Origin of the sequence: Bradyrhizobium sp. AT1, assembly GCF_001590795.1 — a bacterium.
In the GTDB taxonomy this organism is placed as follows: Bacteria; Pseudomonadota; Alphaproteobacteria; order Rhizobiales; family Xanthobacteraceae; genus Bradyrhizobium.
The window spans coordinates 6,315,533-6,331,138 of record NZ_JXDL01000001.1 but is presented as its reverse complement, the minus strand read 5'-3'; the positions used below and the strand labels follow the sequence as shown (position 1 = coordinate 6,331,138).

Below are 15,606 nucleotides of genomic sequence, written 5' to 3'. Positions count from 1 at the left end.
TGGGAGCTACCGCGCCTCGGCGATCCTCGATCCCGCCGGCAGCATCTGCGCGTTGGCCGCCAGCGGCCGCTTCGACGACGATGCCGGGTCCGGCAATCGGAAAGCGGCGTCAGCCGGCATTCCCTGGGATGGACGACGAGCGGCGCTCGCCGGCAGCACGATCACCTTCGCTCCGACCTTCACCCGCTCGTAGAGGTCCGTCACGTCGTCATTGGTCAACCGGATACAGCCGGACGAAACCCGCTTCCCGATCGTGTCAGGGTTGTTGGTGCCGTGAATGCGATATTCGGTCTCGCCGAGATACATCGCGCGGGCGCCGAGCGGGTTGCCGGGACCGCCTGCCATGAACCGCGGCAGATAGGGCTGACGGCCGATCATCTCGACAGGCGGGTGCCAATCCGGCCATTCGGCCTTGCGGGCCACGGTCTGCTCGCCGGACCATGTGAAACCCTCGCGGCCCACACCGATTCCATAGCGCATCGCCTGCCTGTCGTTCAGGACGAAATAAAGGAACGTGTTTCCGGTATCGATGATCACGGTGCCCGGCGGTTGGTGGCTGGCATAGTCGACCACCTGCCGGACAAGTGCGCCGGGACCGTTAGCGGCCTTCGGCGGTTCGACCAGCGCCGCTGCCGGCGCCGGGATCGGAACTGGAATTGGAGCCGGTGCCGGGGCCGGCGCTGATGCGCGAACCGGAGGTGCCACGTAGACCGGCGTTGACGATGCCTGGGCCTGCTGCGCGGGCGGCTTCCGTGTCGGTTGCACGCTCGCCGGGCCGGACAGCAAACCATAGCCCAATGCGGCGACGGCCACGGCGCCAATGGCAACGCGCGCGACCATCGGGATTGCGAGCGTCTCCGCCTTCTTGCCGCGTTTGGCTCGCTTAGCCATGTCTTTCCCCGGTTACTGTGCCCAAGAGAGGTATCGAGCAACATTTAAGAAACTTCGAAGCGATCGCGCTCGAGCTGGAACCGACAGTGATGGTTAATGAGGAGCGAGTGACGCGGAACGGTCGGAACATGGCGGCGTTTCAACATCGCGACGATGTCGACCAAGCACTCGAAGCTTAATGGGCAGCCTGGCGGGTCCGGAGACACAGCGTGCCAGTCGGGAGAACGAATTGCAGATTCTGGTGGTTGAAGACGAAGACCTGATACGCGACGTGGTCGTGGACATATTGGAGGGCCACGGACACGAAGTTCTTCAAGCCGAGAGCGGGGAGCACGCGCTGCAGCTCTGCGCTGAAGCCACACCGGACCTCATCTTCACCGACGTCAAACTGCCAGGGCCGCTGTCCGGGTGGGACGTCGCAATCAGATGCAGGGAGAGCCACCCTGCCATTCCCGTGATCTATGCCACCGGGCACACCCATTCGGCCCCGCGGCCGGTGTCAGGGAGCATCATGCTCCACAAGCCATACCGTCTCGAGCGGCTGCTGGATTCCATCCGCACCCTCACACAGTAACACGCCAACCACTTTGGCTGATTGAGCCACCATCACAAGCAGCACCACACCGCCGCTATGCCGCGCGGGTAAGGTTGACCGGTGAGGTTAATGCGAGCCGGCGTTTGTCCAGCGACGCCGCCCTCGATAGCGTTGCGACCAGGCAGGGATGAGATGCTCGAGCGGACCGACCAGCATACGCTTCTGAAGGCCAAGCGCCACGAGACCAAGGACACCGCCGTCGGGTTGGCCTTCCTCGGCACCGTGGGCATCGCCATGACCGCGTGGATCGCGGCCATCCTTTGGGTCGGCTGGCGCCTGATCGAGTGGATTTTCTTCTAGCGAGTGCGCGTTTCATCATGAGCGAGTTTGCAGGGCTTTCCGACCATTTCATCATGCGAATGCACGAGTTCATTCGCAACGAGGTGCAAGCCGACGCGTTGGCCGGCACGCGGTTGATCGGCCTGCCTGCGAGGCAGCGTGCGGATCGCCTGTTCAGGGAGATCGAGCGCCGCGGCCTGTTCTGCAAGCCGATCGAATGGCCGCCGCATCTGGCCGATCCGTCGGGCGACGTCACCAATCTGCCGCTTCGGTCGATCGCGAATTGAGCCCCCGCCGCAACCTGCCATTCACGAGATGTAAAGCATCAGGCAGAACAACGCCGCGCGAACGTTCAAATGTGAACATCGGACGATGCGCAATCCGGCCTAGGATGACCCTGCCTCGGCTGGATTCGCCTCCGTGCCAGAGCATCAGCGGCCTCAGCTCATCACCTTTCCAGGGCTGAGGCCGCCTGCTTTCTCCACCTCAGTTGAGGCGACGCGTGAGCAGCCCCAGCACGATTCCGAACAATTCGTTCTGTGAGGAAATGCCGAGCCGCTGATAGGCGCGCTTGCGATAGGTCAGCGTCGAATGCAGGCTGATGCCGAGCGCCTGCGAGATCGCCTCCGAGCTGAAGCCGAGCAAAATGCGGCGGCAGACCTCCTGCTCGCGCGGTGTCAGCGCGGAGAGCGGCGCGCGTGCCGCGAACAACGCGGCGAGGTTCTGGTCGGGCGTCGCAGTCGCGGCCTGCTGGAAATGACGCGCGACGCTGGCGCCGATCGCCGGCGCGATCGTTTGAAGCCGTGCACGCTGGGTATCGCTGAAGCGGCCCTGGGCCGTGATCCGATAGAAGTTGACGTAGAAGCAGGTGTCGCCGGTCCAGATCGCGGTCGCGCATTTGTCGACGATGCCGGAATCGCAAAAGAAGATCTTGCGATAGCGCGCGCCGTACATGCGCGGCGCGAAGGACGGCAGCATGATCGGCGCGCCGCCCTCGGCTTCGAACAGGGCGTCGCGGTTTGGATCGGATTCGTGGAACTGGCCGGCATAGGCGGCGCCGAGATCGCCGCCGGTCGGGATGTTGCCGGCATCGAGCAGGCAGGTCGCAGCACCGGCGCGGTTCAGCGCGAACACCATGCAATGGCCGACCGCGGCCTGACGGCGCAACGTGTCGATAAGGACGTTCGGGAAGTCAGGCCGGCCGATGGCGAGCACCGCCGGCGTGATATCGCCGGCCGCCGGATCAAGGGCCATCGCGTGGGGCCGCATTGGTTTCCTCCGCAAGACGTTCTTTTGGCGGACGATATCAGCAAGGGGATTTGACTGAAAGCCGGCAACGCCGGCTTGTGCCGCCTCTGGGTCCCGGCTCTGCGCAGCAACGCTTGCGCGTTGCCGCTTGTCCGGGACACGTGCCTTACTGTCGCTCTCGCGCCCCGGACGCAGCGCAGCGCTTCTTCAGCGGTGCGCTGCTGAGCCGGGGCCCACGTCGCCGCGCTGCACTGGGGCGGCTCAACCGCCACTACCCCGCCGCCCTCGCCGGGGCGACGTTGATCGCGAGCTTGCCGTAGCGGTCGGTGAAGGCCTCGGTATCGATCTCCTCAAGCTGGATCTCGCCGCTCATCACGCCCTGCTTCCACGCCGCCTGCGCCGGATCGTTCTGGAATTCCGGCATCACCTCGCGGCCGAACAGCTCGAGCGATTCGCAGATGTGCTCGTGGCTGTTCTTGCCGGCCTGGTTGAGCAGGATGACCTGGTCGATATGCGAGGCCTGGAAGCGCTTCAGCTTCCTGCGGATCGTCTCGGGCGAGCCGATCAGGCCGCCGCGCAGGGCCGCCTCCTGCGCCTCGGGGTTGTCGCGCTTCCACTTGTTGTACTCGTCCCACATGTTGACGGTGTAAGGTGCGGGCCGCTGGCGGTTCTGCGAGGCGCCGTAGAAGCGCAACGCGAACTGGAAGAAGGTGGCGCCGTCGGCACGGGCGCGCGCTTCCTCGTCCGTCCTGGCGCACATGAAGAACGAGACCAGCGCCATGTTCGGGTTGATCTTGTAGTCCGCGAGCTTGGAGAGCCGCTTGGTCATCGCATTGTAATAGGCGTGCACCCAGGCATGCGCGGCGTCGGCGCTGACGAACTGGAAGCCGAGCGCGCCAAAACCGTAACGGCCGGCGCGCTCGATGGTCGGCAGTTGCGAGCAGGCCAGCCACAGCGGCGGATGCGGCTTCTGCACCGGCTTGGGCACGACGTTGCGCAAGGGGATGTCGAAATACTTGCCGTGATGCTCGCTGCCGGCATCCCTGAACATCGGGAAGATCGCCTGCACCGCCTCCTCGAACACCTCTTTCTTGGTCTCCATGTCGCGGCCGAACGGGGTGAGCTCGGTGATGGACGCGCTCTCGCCCATGCCGAACTCGCAGCGGCCGTTCGAGAGCAGATCCAGCACCGCGACACGCTCGGCAACGCGCGCCGGATGGTTGGTGGTGAGCTGGAGGATGCCGTGGCCGAGCCGGATGTTGCTGGTGCGCTGGCTGGCGGCGGCGAGGAAGGATTCCGGCGAGGGCGAGTGCGAATATTCCTCGAGGAAGTGATGCTCGACCACCCAGGCATGGTCGTAGCCGAGCCTGTCGGCGATCTCCATCTGCGAGAGCGCGTTCTGGTAGAGGGCGAGCTCGTCGCCCGCCACCCATGGCCGCGGCAGTTGCAGCTCGTAGAAGATGCCGAACTTCATGGCGTCGCTCTCCCGTATTCTTATGGTTAGGGTCATCTTAATGGGTGAGGCGCTGCTGTCTACGGAGCAACAATTCCGTCGCGCGGGACGATGATATCTCGCCTGCGGGACGACACGCACCCGCCTCGCGCAGCGCTGCGACACCGGGACGGGCCCGGCGCTTGATCCAGATCAACGCCGCAACGGCCCGTTTGCATCAGAAGTGCAGCAAGGCAACGGCCCGGATGCCGTCCCGATTCCCATCCCATCCTGAGAGACCGAATATGTCGGCCCCTGACGACGCGATGTCGCGCGTGCGCCGTAAGCGCATGGAAATTTTCGCCTTCCTGTTCCTGACCGCGGTCGTGATGCCCGTGCTCGCGGTCGGAACCGTCGGCAGTTACGGCCTCGGCGTCTGGATCTACCAGATGTTTGCCGGCCCTCCCGGCCCGCCGCCCCAGCACTGATCCTCACCAGCGAAAGACAGGCATCATGGCTCACCCCACACTCAATCGCCGCGCCTTGATCACCGGCCGTGTGCTCAGCGCCGACCGCGTCATCGCGCCGCCGGGCGCCGAGATCGCCAGCATCATCGTGCAGGCGCGTCCCGAGCGTCTCGCCGAGCTCGAAGCCGAAATCACCGCGCTGCCGGGCTGCGAGATTCACGGCCGCGATCCGCGCGGCAAGCTCGTCGTGGTGACCGAAGCGCCCGACGCCGGCAGCCTCGGCACCCTGCTCAACACCATCCAATCGCTGCCCAACGTCTATTCCGCAGCGCTGGTCTTCCACGCCATCGAAACCGCCTGAGTCAGGAAGAGCCATCATGACATCGCCAAAGCTCGACCGCCGCCAGATGCTCAAGCTCGAGGCAGCCGCAATCGCGGCCGCCGCCGCCGGCATGCCGGCTCCGGCGCTCGCCGCCAATCTCGTGACCGAGCGCGAAGCAACTGAAATGAAATGGGACAAGGCCGCCTGCCGCTTCTGCGGCACGGGCTGCTCCGTGATGGTCGGGACCAAGGAGAACCGCGTCGTCGCCACCCATGGCGACATCAAGGCCGAGGTCAATCGCGGCCTCAACTGCGTCAAGGGCTACTTCCTCTCCAAGATCATGTACGGCCACGACCGGCTGACGCAGCCGATGCTGCGCAAGACGAACGGCAAGTACGACAAGAACGGCGAATTCTCGCCTATCTCCTGGACGGAAGCCTTCGACATCATGGAGCTGAAGTGGAAGGAGGCGATCAAGAAGCGCGGGCCGAACGGCGTCGCCATGTTCGGCTCGGGGCAGTGGACGATCTGGGAAGGCTATGCCGCCTCGAAGCTGTTCAAGGCCGGCTTCCGCACCAACAACATCGATCCCAATGCACGTCACTGCATGGCTTCGGCCGTGGCCGGCATGATGCGCACCTTCGGCATCGACGAGCCGCCCGGCTGCTATGACGACATCGAAGCCACCGACGCGTTCGTGCTGTGGGGCTCCAACATGGCGGAGATGCATCCGATTTTGTGGACGCGCCTCGCCGACCGCCGGCTCTCGGCGCCGCACGTGCGCGTCGCCGTGCTCTCGACGTTCGAGCACCGCTCGTTCGACCTCGCCGACATCGGCATGGTGTTCAAGCCGCAGACCGACCTCTACCTCCTCAACGCCATCGCCAACCACATCATCAAGACCGGCCGGGTCAACAAGGACTTCGTCGCCAAGCATACCGTGTTCAAGCGTGGCCAGACCGACATCGGTTACGGCCTGCGGCCCGAGCATCCCCTGCAGAAGAAGGCGACCGGCGCGGCGAAGGCCAACGACTCCACCGACATGAGCTACGACGATTTCGTCAAGTTCGTCTCAGAATACACGCTGGAGAAGGCGGCAGAAATGTCCGGCGTGCCGCTGAACCGGCTCGAGGCACTCGCCGAGCTCTATGCCGATCCCAAGACCAAGGTCGTCTCGTTCTGGACCATGGGATTCAACCAGCACACCCGCGGCGTCTGGTGCAACAACCTCGTCTACAACATCCATCTTCTGACCGGAAAGATCTCCTCGCCCGGCAACAGCCCGTTCTCGCTGACCGGCCAGCCCTCGGCCTGCGGCACCGCGCGCGAAGTCGGCACCTTCTCGCACCGGCTGCCGGCCGACATGGTCGTGACCAACAAAGCGCATCGCGACCACGCCGAGCATATCTGGCAGCTGCCTGAAGGCACCATTCCCGACAAGCCCGGCGCGCACGCCGTGCTGCAGAGCCGGATGCTGAAGGACGGCCTGATCAACGCCTATTGGGTGCAGGTCAACAACAACCTCCAGGCCGGTCCCAACGCCAACGAGGAGACCTATCCGGGCTTCCGCAATCCCGACAATTTCATCGTGGTCTCGGACGCCTATCCGTCGGTCACCGCGCTTGCCGCCGACCTGATCCTGCCGACCGCGATGTGGGTGGAGAAGGAAGGCGCCTACGGCAATGCCGAGCGGCGCACCCAGTTCTGGCATCAGCTCGTCTCGGCGCCGGGCGAGTCGAAGTCCGATCTCTGGCAGCTCATGGAGTTCTCCAAGCGCTTCAAGGTTGAGGAAGTGTGGCCCGAGGAGCTGATCGCCAAGAAGCCCGAATACCGCGGCAAGACGCTGTTCGACGTGCTCTACAAGAACGGCCAGGTCGACAAATTCCCTGTGAGCGACATCGAGCCCGGCTACGCCAACGACGAATCCAAGGCATTCGGCTTCTACGTGCACAAGGGCCTGTTCGAGGAATATGCCCAGTTCGGCCGCGGCCATGGTCACGACCTCGCGCCGTTCGACACCTATCACCGGGAACGCGGCCTGCGCTGGCCCGTGGTGAACGGCCAGGAGACGAAGTGGCGCTTCCGCGAGGGCAGCGATCCCTACGTCAAGCAGGGCACAGACGTGCAGTTCTACGGCTATCCCGACGGAAGGGCCCGCATCTTCGCCCTGCCCTACGAGCCGCCGGCAGAATCCCCCGACAACGAATATCCATTCTGGCTCTCGACCGGCCGTGTGCTGGAGCACTGGCATTCCGGCACCATGACGCGCCGCGTGCCCGAGCTTTACAAAGCCTTCCCCGAAGCGGTCTGCTTCATGCATCCGGACGACGCCTCGGAAGCCAAGCTCCGCCGTGGCGACGAGGTGAAGGTCGTTTCCCGCCGCGGCTTCATCCGGGCCCGCGTCGAAACGCGCGGCCGCGACCGGCCGCCGCGCGGCCTCGTCTTCGTGCCGTGGTTCGACGAATCCAAGCTGATCAACAAGGTGACGCTGGACGCCACAGATCCGATCTCGCTGCAGACCGATTTCAAGAAGTGCGCCGTGCGCATCGAGCGGGTGAACCTGTCATGATGAAACGATTTGGAATCGCGCTGATCGCCATCGCGGTCGCGGCGGGCGCAAGCTCGCTGACCGCGCAGACCGTGACGTCGGGCCTGCGCGGCCCTACGCCGCTCAACGACGAGGGTCCGGCGCCGCCGATGCTGCCGAACCGCAACACCTCGGAGCGGGAGGTGCGCAACTATCCCGAGCAGCCGCCGGTGATTCCGCATAGCATTGACGGCTACCAGATCGATCTCAACGGCAACAAATGCCTGTCGTGCCATGCGCGTGCGCGCACGGCGGAATCGCAGGCGCCGATGGTCTCGATCACGCATTTTATGGACCGTGACGGCCAGTTCCTCGGCTCGGTCTCGCCGCGCCGCTTCTTCTGCACGGAATGCCACGTGCCGCAGAACACCGCCAATCCTCCCGTCAGCAACGATTTCACGGACATCGATACACTGCTGTCGCGCGCAAGCCCCGGTGGCCGGCGATGACCACGACCGCTGACGAACCCGATTCAAAGATGAAGGCCAAGCGCGGCTTCATCGGGCGAAGCTGGGACTTTGCGCTGGAACTCTGGCGGGTGCTGACGCGGCCGAGCTCGGTGTTCGCGCTCGGTACGCTGGTGCTGGCCGGATTCGTCGCCGGCGTGATCTTCTGGGGCGGCTTCAACACCGCGCTGGAATTGACCAACACGGAGAAGTTCTGCACCGGCTGCCACGAGATGAAGGACAACGTCTTTGCCGAGCTGAAGTCGACCATTCACTTCAGCAATCGCTCCGGCGTGCGCGCGACCTGCCCGGATTGCCACGTGCCGCACGACTGGACCCACAAGATCGCGCGCAAGATGCAGGCCTCCAAGGAGGTCTGGGGCAAGATCTTCGGCACGATCGACACGCGTGAGAAATTCCAGGACCACCGGCTGGAGCTCGCCGTCCACGAATGGGCGCGCTTCAAGGCCAATGATTCCCTGGAATGCCGCAACTGCCACAGCGCCGATTCCATGGACATCACCAAGCAGTCGCCGCGAGCCTCGGTGGCGCACCAGCGCTTCCTGTTCACCAAGGAAAAGACCTGCATCGATTGCCACAAGGGTATCGCCCACCAGCTGCCTGACATGCGCGGCGTGCCCGGCTGGCAGTAAGGCCAAAAGCAACCGGATTCGCCCCGCTTGAACCGGCGGGGCGAATGGTTAGTTTGTGGGATGGCGAATCGCCACCTTTTCGCCCTCCCTCAAGACAGACATGGCCACTTTCACTCCGCATCAGGATGCCGCCCTCAAGGCCGTCGGCGACTGGCTCAAGGCCAAGCCCGGCCGTAACGGCACACCACCGGTGTTCCGCCTGTTCGGCTTCGCCGGGACCGGCAAGACCACGCTGGCCCGGCACATCGCCGACGGCGTCGACGGTGAGGTGAAGTTCGCCGCCTTCACCGGCAAGGCGGCCCTGGTCATGCGCAACAAGGGTTGCGACGAGGCCTCCACCATCCACTCGCTGATCTACCGCGCCCGCGAATCCGGCGAGGAGCAGCCGAGCTTCGAATTGTGGGACGACGCGCCGGCCTCGAAGGCCAAGCTGATCGTGATCGACGAGTGCTCGATGGTCGACGCCGAACTCGGCCGCGACCTGATGTCGTTCGACTGCCCGCTGCTGGTGCTCGGAGATCCCGCGCAGCTGCCGCCGATCCAGGGCGGCGGCTTCTTCACCAACACCGAGCCGGACGCGATGCTGACCGAGGTGCACCGCCAGGCGCAGGACGATCCGATCGTGCGGATGTCGATGGACGTCCGCGAAGGCCGCGAGCTCGACATCGGCCGCTACGGCGAGAGCGAGGTGGTCTCGCGCAAGGAGCTCGATCCCGACCGCGTCATGGGCGCCGACCAGGTGCTGGTCGGACGCAACAACACGCGGCGCGCATACAACATGCGAGTGCGCCAGCGCCAGAACATCGAGGACGCCTTTCCGGTCGCCGGCGACAAGCTGGTGTGCCTGCGCAACAACCGCAAGAAGGGCCTGTTCAACGGCGGCCTGTGGCGCGTGAAGTCGCGCAACACTTCGCGCTCGAAATCGCGCATCCTCTCGATGCGGCTGTCGCCCGACGAGGATTTCGGCCACAAGGTGACCAAGGTCTCGGTGCGCGCCGATTGCTTCGAAGGCGGCGTCGAGCAGATCGCCTGGGAGCAGCGCAAGCCTTATGACGAGTTCGACTACGGCTACGTGCTCACCGTGCACAAGTCGCAGGGTTCGCAATGGGACGACGTCGTGCTGTTCGACGAGAGCTTTGCGTTTCAGGAGTCCAGGGCGCGCTGGCTCTACACGGGCATCACGCGGGCGGCGAAGCGGCTGAGCATCGTGGTGTGATGCCGTAGTTCGCACCGGGCAGACACATTCACCGGGCGCTAGGCTTTGCGATGTATCACCGAGTCGTCGGCAGGAGGCACGCATGGCTGAACGAGCACCCGGTTACCGCGACGCGCGCGATGATACCGCCAGCGCGAGCCGTCGCGGGTTTCTGAAGTCGGCGGGCATCGCGGCCGGCACGCTTGCCGCATCGATCGCGGCGCCGGGATTTGCGCGCTCTGCTCCGCTGCGCGCGGCGCATGCGCGGCCGGACAAGCCGGTGCGGGTCTCCAAGCAACGGCTCGACACGCTGGCGGCGCAATTCTACGCCGTGTTCAACGAACACGACGTGCTGCCCAAGGACTTCTCCGAGAAACATCAGGCGCGCTACGACGTCGAGCTGCGGCGTATCACCACCATGACGCGCGTGCCCGAGACGAAAGAGCGCGTGAAGGTCAGCGCGCTCGTCGCGGTTCCCGTCGGCGTGCGCGGCGCGTTGCCGGTGTTGTCCTGGCAACACGGCACGATCCTGTCGTTCGACCAGGTCCCTTCGAACCTGCTGCGCCTCGGCGATGAAGCCTACCAGCTCCGCGACAATGTCGACTCGCTGGAGACGCTGTTCAACATCCAGCGCTTCGCCGGCAACGGCTATGCCGTCATCGCCGCCGATTACATCGGCAAGGGCCCCTATCGCGACGGCCGCGGCGAGGCCTATGCGGTGAAAGGCGCCACGGTGCAGTGCTGCCTGGATGTCCTCAAAGCCGGGCTTATCGAGCTGGAGGCGCTCGGTCTCCGCCGATCCGCGCTGTTTCTCAGCGGCTGGTCGCAAGGTGCGCTGAACACGCAATGGCTCAAGCAGGAGATGCAACGCCGCGGCATCAAGGTGACGGCAACAGCAACCCAGAGCCCGTTCAACAATCTCGCTGAAAGCTTCCGTTACTGGGTCAACCCGACAGCCTTCATTCCGTCATCGGAGACGTCCTATCCGATGCCGCCGGCCTGGATCACGCCCTGCCTGATCGTGCTGCTCGGAAGCTATCGCCAGTATTATGGGCTGGGCGATCTGTTCAAGACCGCCATCAAGCCGCAATACCAGGCGTTCGCGGAGACATACTGGGCCGACTACAGCCTGGAGGGCGACACCGCAAAAAGTGTTCCGCCGGCTGCGGACTTGCTGGTGGACGGCTTTTTCGACCGGTTCACCCACGGCACCAACAGCGGGTTACTGCGCCAGCTCGGTCGCAACGGCGCAACCTTCTGGGACTATGATTCCCCGACCCGGTTCTATTACGGATTGGCCGACGAGGCGCTGCATCCGCGGCTGGTCAAGCCGGCCATCGCCGCCGGCGGACGTTTTGCGGAGGGTGTAGCCGTTGGCGGTGCCAGCCACCGCGTCACCTTCCTGGCGAGCCTCTATGGCGACAGCTCCGCGTTGAACGGGCAATCGACCGCGTTCGACTGGTTCAATTCGCTGATGTGAAGGCGCGCCGCATGCCGGCGCCTCACTTCCCCGCCACGAAGTAGAAATCCTCGCGTCCCGGCGGCGAGCCGTAGCTGAACGGCTGCTGCTCGTGCCGGGTCGCGGCCCAGACGTCGTCGCGGACGATGTCGAACAGTTTTCGGATCTCGATGCGCGGCTGCTTGATCTCGCGAGCCAAAGCGGTCGCGAACGGGCTGTTGGCGGCACCGTCGCCGTCCATCGCGGTCTCGCCGTGCTTGGCGGCGTAGACCACCATGAAGCCGGCGCCGGGCTCGATGTTGGAAAAGCCCTTGTCGACCAGCTTCAGCGACAGCGTGCGCTGCATGGTCGGCGCGAACGGATTGTCGCGGCAGGCATCGAGAACCACGAGACGCATTTTTCTCGCGGCACCGACCGCGGCGATCACCTGCTCGAGGGCGACCGCCTGCGTCTCGGCGTCCTTGTCGGCGGCGAGCTTGGCGTCGACCGGAACGAGATAGTTCACCCCGCCGATCTCGAAACCGTGGCCGGCGTAATAGACCACGGCCCAATCGGCCTTCTCCGCTTCCTCCGCGAAGGCCTTCAGCGCGTCGAAGAACTTGTCGCGGGTGAGGTCACTGACGGAGATCACGGTCTGGAAGCCGACGTCGCGCAACACGCTCGCGATCAGCTTGGAATCGCGCGGCGGATTGGGCAACGCATGGACGTTCTTGTAGGCGCCGTTGCCGATCACCAGCGCCACGCGGCGGCCGGTGGGCGCGCTCCCCGGCGTCTGCGGCATGAGCGCAGCGAGCCGCTCCTGCGCGATGGCACGGGCGCGCGCAACCTCGGTGTCGTCGAACTTCGTCAGCGAATAGGCCGCAGCGCGATAGTCGGCACGGGCTTGTGCCAGATCCTTCCGGCGCTCGTAGATCTGGCCGCGGCCGGAATGGGCGCGAACATTGTTCGGGTTGATCTGGATCGCCGTGTTGTAGTCCTTCAGGGCGGCGTCGAGGTCGCCCTTCATCATGCTGACATCGGCGCGGTTGTTGATCGCGTACACGTTCTTCGGCTGCCGCTCGATCAGGCCGTTGCAATCGGCAAACGCCTGATCGAACTTGCCCATCATGCCATAGGTGATGCAGCGGTTGCTCGCGATCTGCGGCGCGGACGGGTCGAGCTTCTCGGCCTCCGCGAAATCGGCGATCGCGCCGTCGAAATCCTTCATCAGCGTTCGCGCGCGGGCGCGATTGGTCCAGGCCAGCAGGAATTTCGGCGTGTACTTGATCGACAGGCTGAAATCGTCGATCGCGCTTTGCAGCGCGCCGCGGCGCGCGTGGATGACGCCGCGGTTGTTGTAGGGAACCCCATAGGCGGGGCGCTTCTGGAGCGCGAGGTTGTAGTCCGCCATGGCGAGGTCCTCCTTCCCGCTACGCTCATAGGCGAGGCCGCGCAGGTTGAGGGCGACGACGTAGTCCGGATCGAGATCGAGCGCGAGGGACAGGGTCTCGATCGCGTGGTCGTAATCTCGCTTGTTGATCTGCGTATTGCCGCGCGCGGAGAGCGCGATCGCCTTGTCCTTGCCACTGAGCTTGTCGGCCTTCAGCAGATTTTCGCAGGCGCTGGCGCGAGCCTGGGCTTCCGCCTGGCGGTCACGGCAGATGGTGAGGTCGTCGGCTTGCGGGTCCGCGAGCGCGCTCGACACGCCGGCGGCCAGGATGACGAGGGTCAGGGAAACCGCGCGCAACATGGTGTCAGGCCTGCTCCAGCCAGCAAGTTGTTCTTGAGTCGATCAACGATCGCCCGGGTTCATCTAGCGCGGAGTTCCAGGTCCCGCCAAGCGTTGACCGGGCCGCCTTGCGCGGCTCGTTTCACAGACTCGTGTCCGTCCCGCCGTAACAATCGGCGGCAGCGCCCGTACCTCGGATGATGCGAAAAGGCGGCCGGACAACTGTTCGTCCGGCCCCGGTCGCCCTACACTGTCAGCCCTTTCGAAAGAGGATCCGCCATGCGCCGACCTGCCCTCGCTTCCCTGCTGGCCGCAACCACCGCCCTCACTCTGGCCTTTGCCGCGCCGTCCCGGGCCGCGGAGGATGCGGTCGTGATCCCCGCCCCCGCCGTGGATGCGACCCCTGCGAGCGGGATCGAGACCGCCGTGGTCGCCGGCGGCTGCTTCTGGGGCGTGCAAGGCGTCTTCCAGCACACCGCGGGCGTCGTCAACGCGGTCTCCGGCTATGCCGGCGGCACCAAGGCGACCGCCGACTACCAGACGGTCTCGAGCGGCCGGACCGGCCACGCCGAGGCCGTCGAGATCAAGTACGATCCGAAGAAGATCTCCTACGGAAAGATCCTCCAGATCTACTTCTCGGTGGCGCACGACCCGACCCAGCTCAACCGCCAGGGCCCCGACGTCGGGACGCAATATCGCTCGGCCCTCTTCACCACCTCCGACGAGCAGAAGAAGGTGGCGGAGGCCTATATCGCCCAGCTCAACAGCGCCAAGGTCTTCAGCAAGCCGATCGTGACCAAGGTCGGCGCGCTGGAGGCGTTCTACCCGGCGGAGGCCTACCACCAGGACTATCTGACGCTGCACCCGAACCAGCCCTACATCGCCTATAACGACATCCCGAAGGTCCAGAACCTGAAAAAGCTGTTCGCGGATAACTACATTGAAAAGCCGACCCTGGTCAGCGCCAGCAAGGCCACCAACTGATCGCGAAACCATCTTCAAGAACGGGAGACCCATGCCCGACACCAAGACGAAGACCACCGACGACAAGGTCATCAAGAGCGAAGAGCAGTGGCGGCGCGAATTGTCGCCCATGCAGTACGCGGTGCTGCGCGAGAAGGCGACCGAGCGTCCCTTCTCGGGCGAATATGAGCACGACGAGCGCGCCGGCACCTATGTCTGCGCCGGCTGCGGCAATGTGCTGTTCGAGTCTGATGCGAAGTTCGATTCCGGCTGCGGCTGGCCGAGCTTCACCGCGCCCGCCGTCGAGACCCATATCGACGAGGAGCGGGACGTCAGCCACGGCATGATCCGCACTGAGGTGCTCTGCTCCAAATGCAGCGGTCATCTCGGCCATGTCTTCCCCGACGGGCCCGGACCGACCGGCCTGCGGTACTGCATCAACTCGGCGGCGCTGAAGCTGGAGCCGAAATAATCGGCCTGCGGGACCGGGTTCCTTCGTGGAACCCGACCGCGGGATGTGCTTTTCTTCTCTGGCGGTGCGGCCGATCATCGCATCTTGGCGGCCGCCAGGGAGGAAGCCATGCGACTCGGGACCATCCTGATCATCCTGGTGATCATTTATCTGCTGGGCGGCATGTCCGGCCGGATCGGCGGCTATGGCTACGGCATGGGACATTCCGGCATGGGGATCGGCGGGCTGGTGCTCGTGGTGCTGGTCGTCCTGCTGCTTCTTGGCAAATTGTAGACCATTTAACATATTGAAATTGCTAGTCTTATCGCGGCTGCGGGGCTGCCATGCGTGGATTCATCATCTCCCATCGCAGGGGTCGCATTTTTGTCAAAACGGCCTATATTAGAGGACGAAAATGGCATGTGCGGCGGGCTCGCTCGATTGCGGCCCCTGCCCTCCCAAACCCCACGCGCTTAAAGCCCCAGAGAAGATCACGAGGTCTTTGACCATGCGTCCACTGCGTCCGTTCAACTTCAACACCTCCGCCGAACTCTTCCCCGCCGCGATCCGCAAGAAGAAGCGTGCCGGCTTCACCTATCGCCGGTTCGGGACCGCGGCCGAAGCCGTGCAGTTCGCGATGGAGCAATTGCCGACGGATTCGCTGAACGGCGCCTATCTCCAGGTCGAGGAAGCGCGCTTCGACCAGAACGGCATCCGCTCGCTCTATGAAAGCGAAGCCTTCCCGCTGCCCCGTCGCCCCAAGCCCGTGCAGACGGCCGAGACCGACGCCGACGCGGCGTAAGTTTATTCGCTGAGCCTAACGATGTGCGTGGAAAGCGCGATGGCCGAAAGGTCGTCGCGCTTTCCGCGTTTTTGAACACCGCTTTCTCTTTCCCCTCTCCCCGCTTGC

The 15,606-nt window shown here is 64.6% G+C and carries 18 protein-coding genes; 14 read left to right on the top strand and 4 right to left on the bottom strand.

Going from position 1 to position 15,606, the window contains the following annotated elements:
• Positions 1-6 precede the first annotated feature (6 nt).
• Positions 7-891: a L,D-transpeptidase gene (locus SE92_RS29340; RefSeq protein WP_063201344.1), complete on the bottom strand. Its 885-nt coding sequence runs from the start codon at positions 889-891 to the stop codon at positions 7-9.
• Between the two features lie 229 nt (positions 892-1,120).
• Here SE92_RS29340 and SE92_RS29335 point away from each other — a divergent pair, with 229 nt between their 5' ends.
• From SE92_RS29335 to SE92_RS29330, 3 genes are all read left to right on the top strand, one after another.
• Positions 1,121-1,465, top strand: a complete 345-nt coding sequence (locus SE92_RS29335; protein ID WP_063203829.1) for a response regulator — start codon at positions 1,121-1,123, stop codon at positions 1,463-1,465.
• Positions 1,466-1,618: 153 nt separating this feature from the next.
• Positions 1,619-1,786, top strand: coding sequence for an RNA-binding protein (locus SE92_RS36170; RefSeq protein ID WP_157095731.1), 168 nt, complete (start codon positions 1,619-1,621; stop codon positions 1,784-1,786).
• Between the two features lie 17 nt (positions 1,787-1,803).
• On the top strand, positions 1,804-2,052 hold the full coding sequence (locus SE92_RS29330; RefSeq protein ID WP_063201341.1) for a hypothetical protein: 249 nt from the start codon (positions 1,804-1,806) through the stop codon (positions 2,050-2,052).
• A 199-nt stretch (positions 2,053-2,251) separates the two neighbouring features.
• On the opposite strand, the gene SE92_RS29325 is transcribed toward SE92_RS29330, so the two are convergent.
• Both SE92_RS29325 and SE92_RS29320 read right to left on the bottom strand, forming a co-directional pair.
• Positions 2,252-3,034, bottom strand: a complete 783-nt coding sequence (locus tag SE92_RS29325; RefSeq protein ID WP_063201339.1) for a helix-turn-helix transcriptional regulator — start codon at positions 3,032-3,034, stop codon at positions 2,252-2,254.
• Positions 3,035-3,284: 250 nt separating this feature from the next.
• Positions 3,285-4,487, bottom strand: a complete 1,203-nt coding sequence (locus SE92_RS29320; protein WP_063201336.1) for an LLM class flavin-dependent oxidoreductase — start codon at positions 4,485-4,487, stop codon at positions 3,285-3,287.
• Between the two features lie 263 nt (positions 4,488-4,750).
• Between SE92_RS29320 and napE the strand changes: the two genes are divergently transcribed.
• The 7 genes from napE (at position 4,751) to SE92_RS29285 (ending at position 11,595) form a co-directional block, all read left to right on the top strand.
• The gene (napE, locus tag SE92_RS29315) at positions 4,751-4,933 is read left to right on the top strand and encodes a periplasmic nitrate reductase, NapE protein (RefSeq protein WP_063201334.1); all 183 of its coding nucleotides are present in this window, start codon (positions 4,751-4,753) and stop codon (positions 4,931-4,933) included.
• Between the two features lie 25 nt (positions 4,934-4,958).
• Positions 4,959-5,273 carry a chaperone NapD gene (locus SE92_RS29310; protein ID WP_063201333.1) on the top strand — a complete coding sequence of 105 codons (315 nt, stop codon included), beginning with the start codon at positions 4,959-4,961 and terminating at the stop codon, positions 5,271-5,273.
• Between the two features lie 16 nt (positions 5,274-5,289).
• Complete coding sequence (gene napA / locus SE92_RS29305) at positions 5,290-7,803, top strand: nitrate reductase catalytic subunit NapA (protein WP_063201330.1); 2,514 nt, start codon at positions 5,290-5,292, stop codon at positions 7,801-7,803.
• Complete coding sequence (locus SE92_RS29300; protein ID WP_063201329.1) at positions 7,800-8,270, top strand: nitrate reductase cytochrome c-type subunit; 471 nt, start codon at positions 7,800-7,802, stop codon at positions 8,268-8,270. The genes napA and SE92_RS29300 overlap by 4 nt, the downstream gene beginning before the upstream one ends.
• Positions 8,267-8,920 (top strand): NapC/NirT family cytochrome c, encoded by a 654-nt coding sequence (locus SE92_RS29295; protein WP_063201327.1) that lies wholly within the window; start codon positions 8,267-8,269, stop codon positions 8,918-8,920. The genes SE92_RS29300 and SE92_RS29295 overlap by 4 nt, the downstream gene beginning before the upstream one ends.
• 100 nt (positions 8,921-9,020) lie before the next feature.
• On the top strand, positions 9,021-10,136 hold the full coding sequence (locus tag SE92_RS29290; protein ID WP_063201325.1) for an ATP-dependent DNA helicase: 1,116 nt from the start codon (positions 9,021-9,023) through the stop codon (positions 10,134-10,136).
• 82 nt (positions 10,137-10,218) lie between these two features.
• On the top strand, positions 10,219-11,595 hold the full coding sequence (locus tag SE92_RS29285; RefSeq protein WP_198172821.1) for an alpha/beta hydrolase family protein: 1,377 nt from the start codon (positions 10,219-10,221) through the stop codon (positions 11,593-11,595).
• A 22-nt stretch (positions 11,596-11,617) separates the two neighbouring features.
• On the opposite strand, the gene SE92_RS29280 is transcribed toward SE92_RS29285, so the two are convergent.
• Positions 11,618-13,303, bottom strand: coding sequence for a caspase family protein (locus tag SE92_RS29280; protein ID WP_063201323.1), 1,686 nt, complete (start codon positions 13,301-13,303; stop codon positions 11,618-11,620).
• A 258-nt stretch (positions 13,304-13,561) separates the two neighbouring features.
• Between SE92_RS29280 and msrA the strand changes: the two genes are divergently transcribed.
• The 4 genes from msrA (at position 13,562) to SE92_RS29260 (ending at position 15,498) form a co-directional block, all read left to right on the top strand.
• The gene (msrA, locus tag SE92_RS29275) at positions 13,562-14,266 is read left to right on the top strand and encodes a peptide-methionine (S)-S-oxide reductase MsrA (protein ID WP_063201321.1); all 705 of its coding nucleotides are present in this window, start codon (positions 13,562-13,564) and stop codon (positions 14,264-14,266) included.
• Positions 14,267-14,297: 31 nt separating this feature from the next.
• Complete coding sequence (gene msrB, locus SE92_RS29270) at positions 14,298-14,717, top strand: peptide-methionine (R)-S-oxide reductase MsrB (RefSeq protein ID WP_063201319.1); 420 nt, start codon at positions 14,298-14,300, stop codon at positions 14,715-14,717.
• Between the two features lie 108 nt (positions 14,718-14,825).
• Positions 14,826-14,990, top strand: coding sequence for a DUF3309 family protein (locus SE92_RS29265; protein ID WP_084251983.1), 165 nt, complete (start codon positions 14,826-14,828; stop codon positions 14,988-14,990).
• A gap of 214 nt (positions 14,991-15,204) precedes the next feature.
• Entirely contained in the window at positions 15,205-15,498 is a 294-nt protein-coding gene (locus SE92_RS29260) for a hypothetical protein (RefSeq protein WP_063201315.1), read from the top strand.
• Positions 15,499-15,606 lie beyond the last annotated feature (108 nt).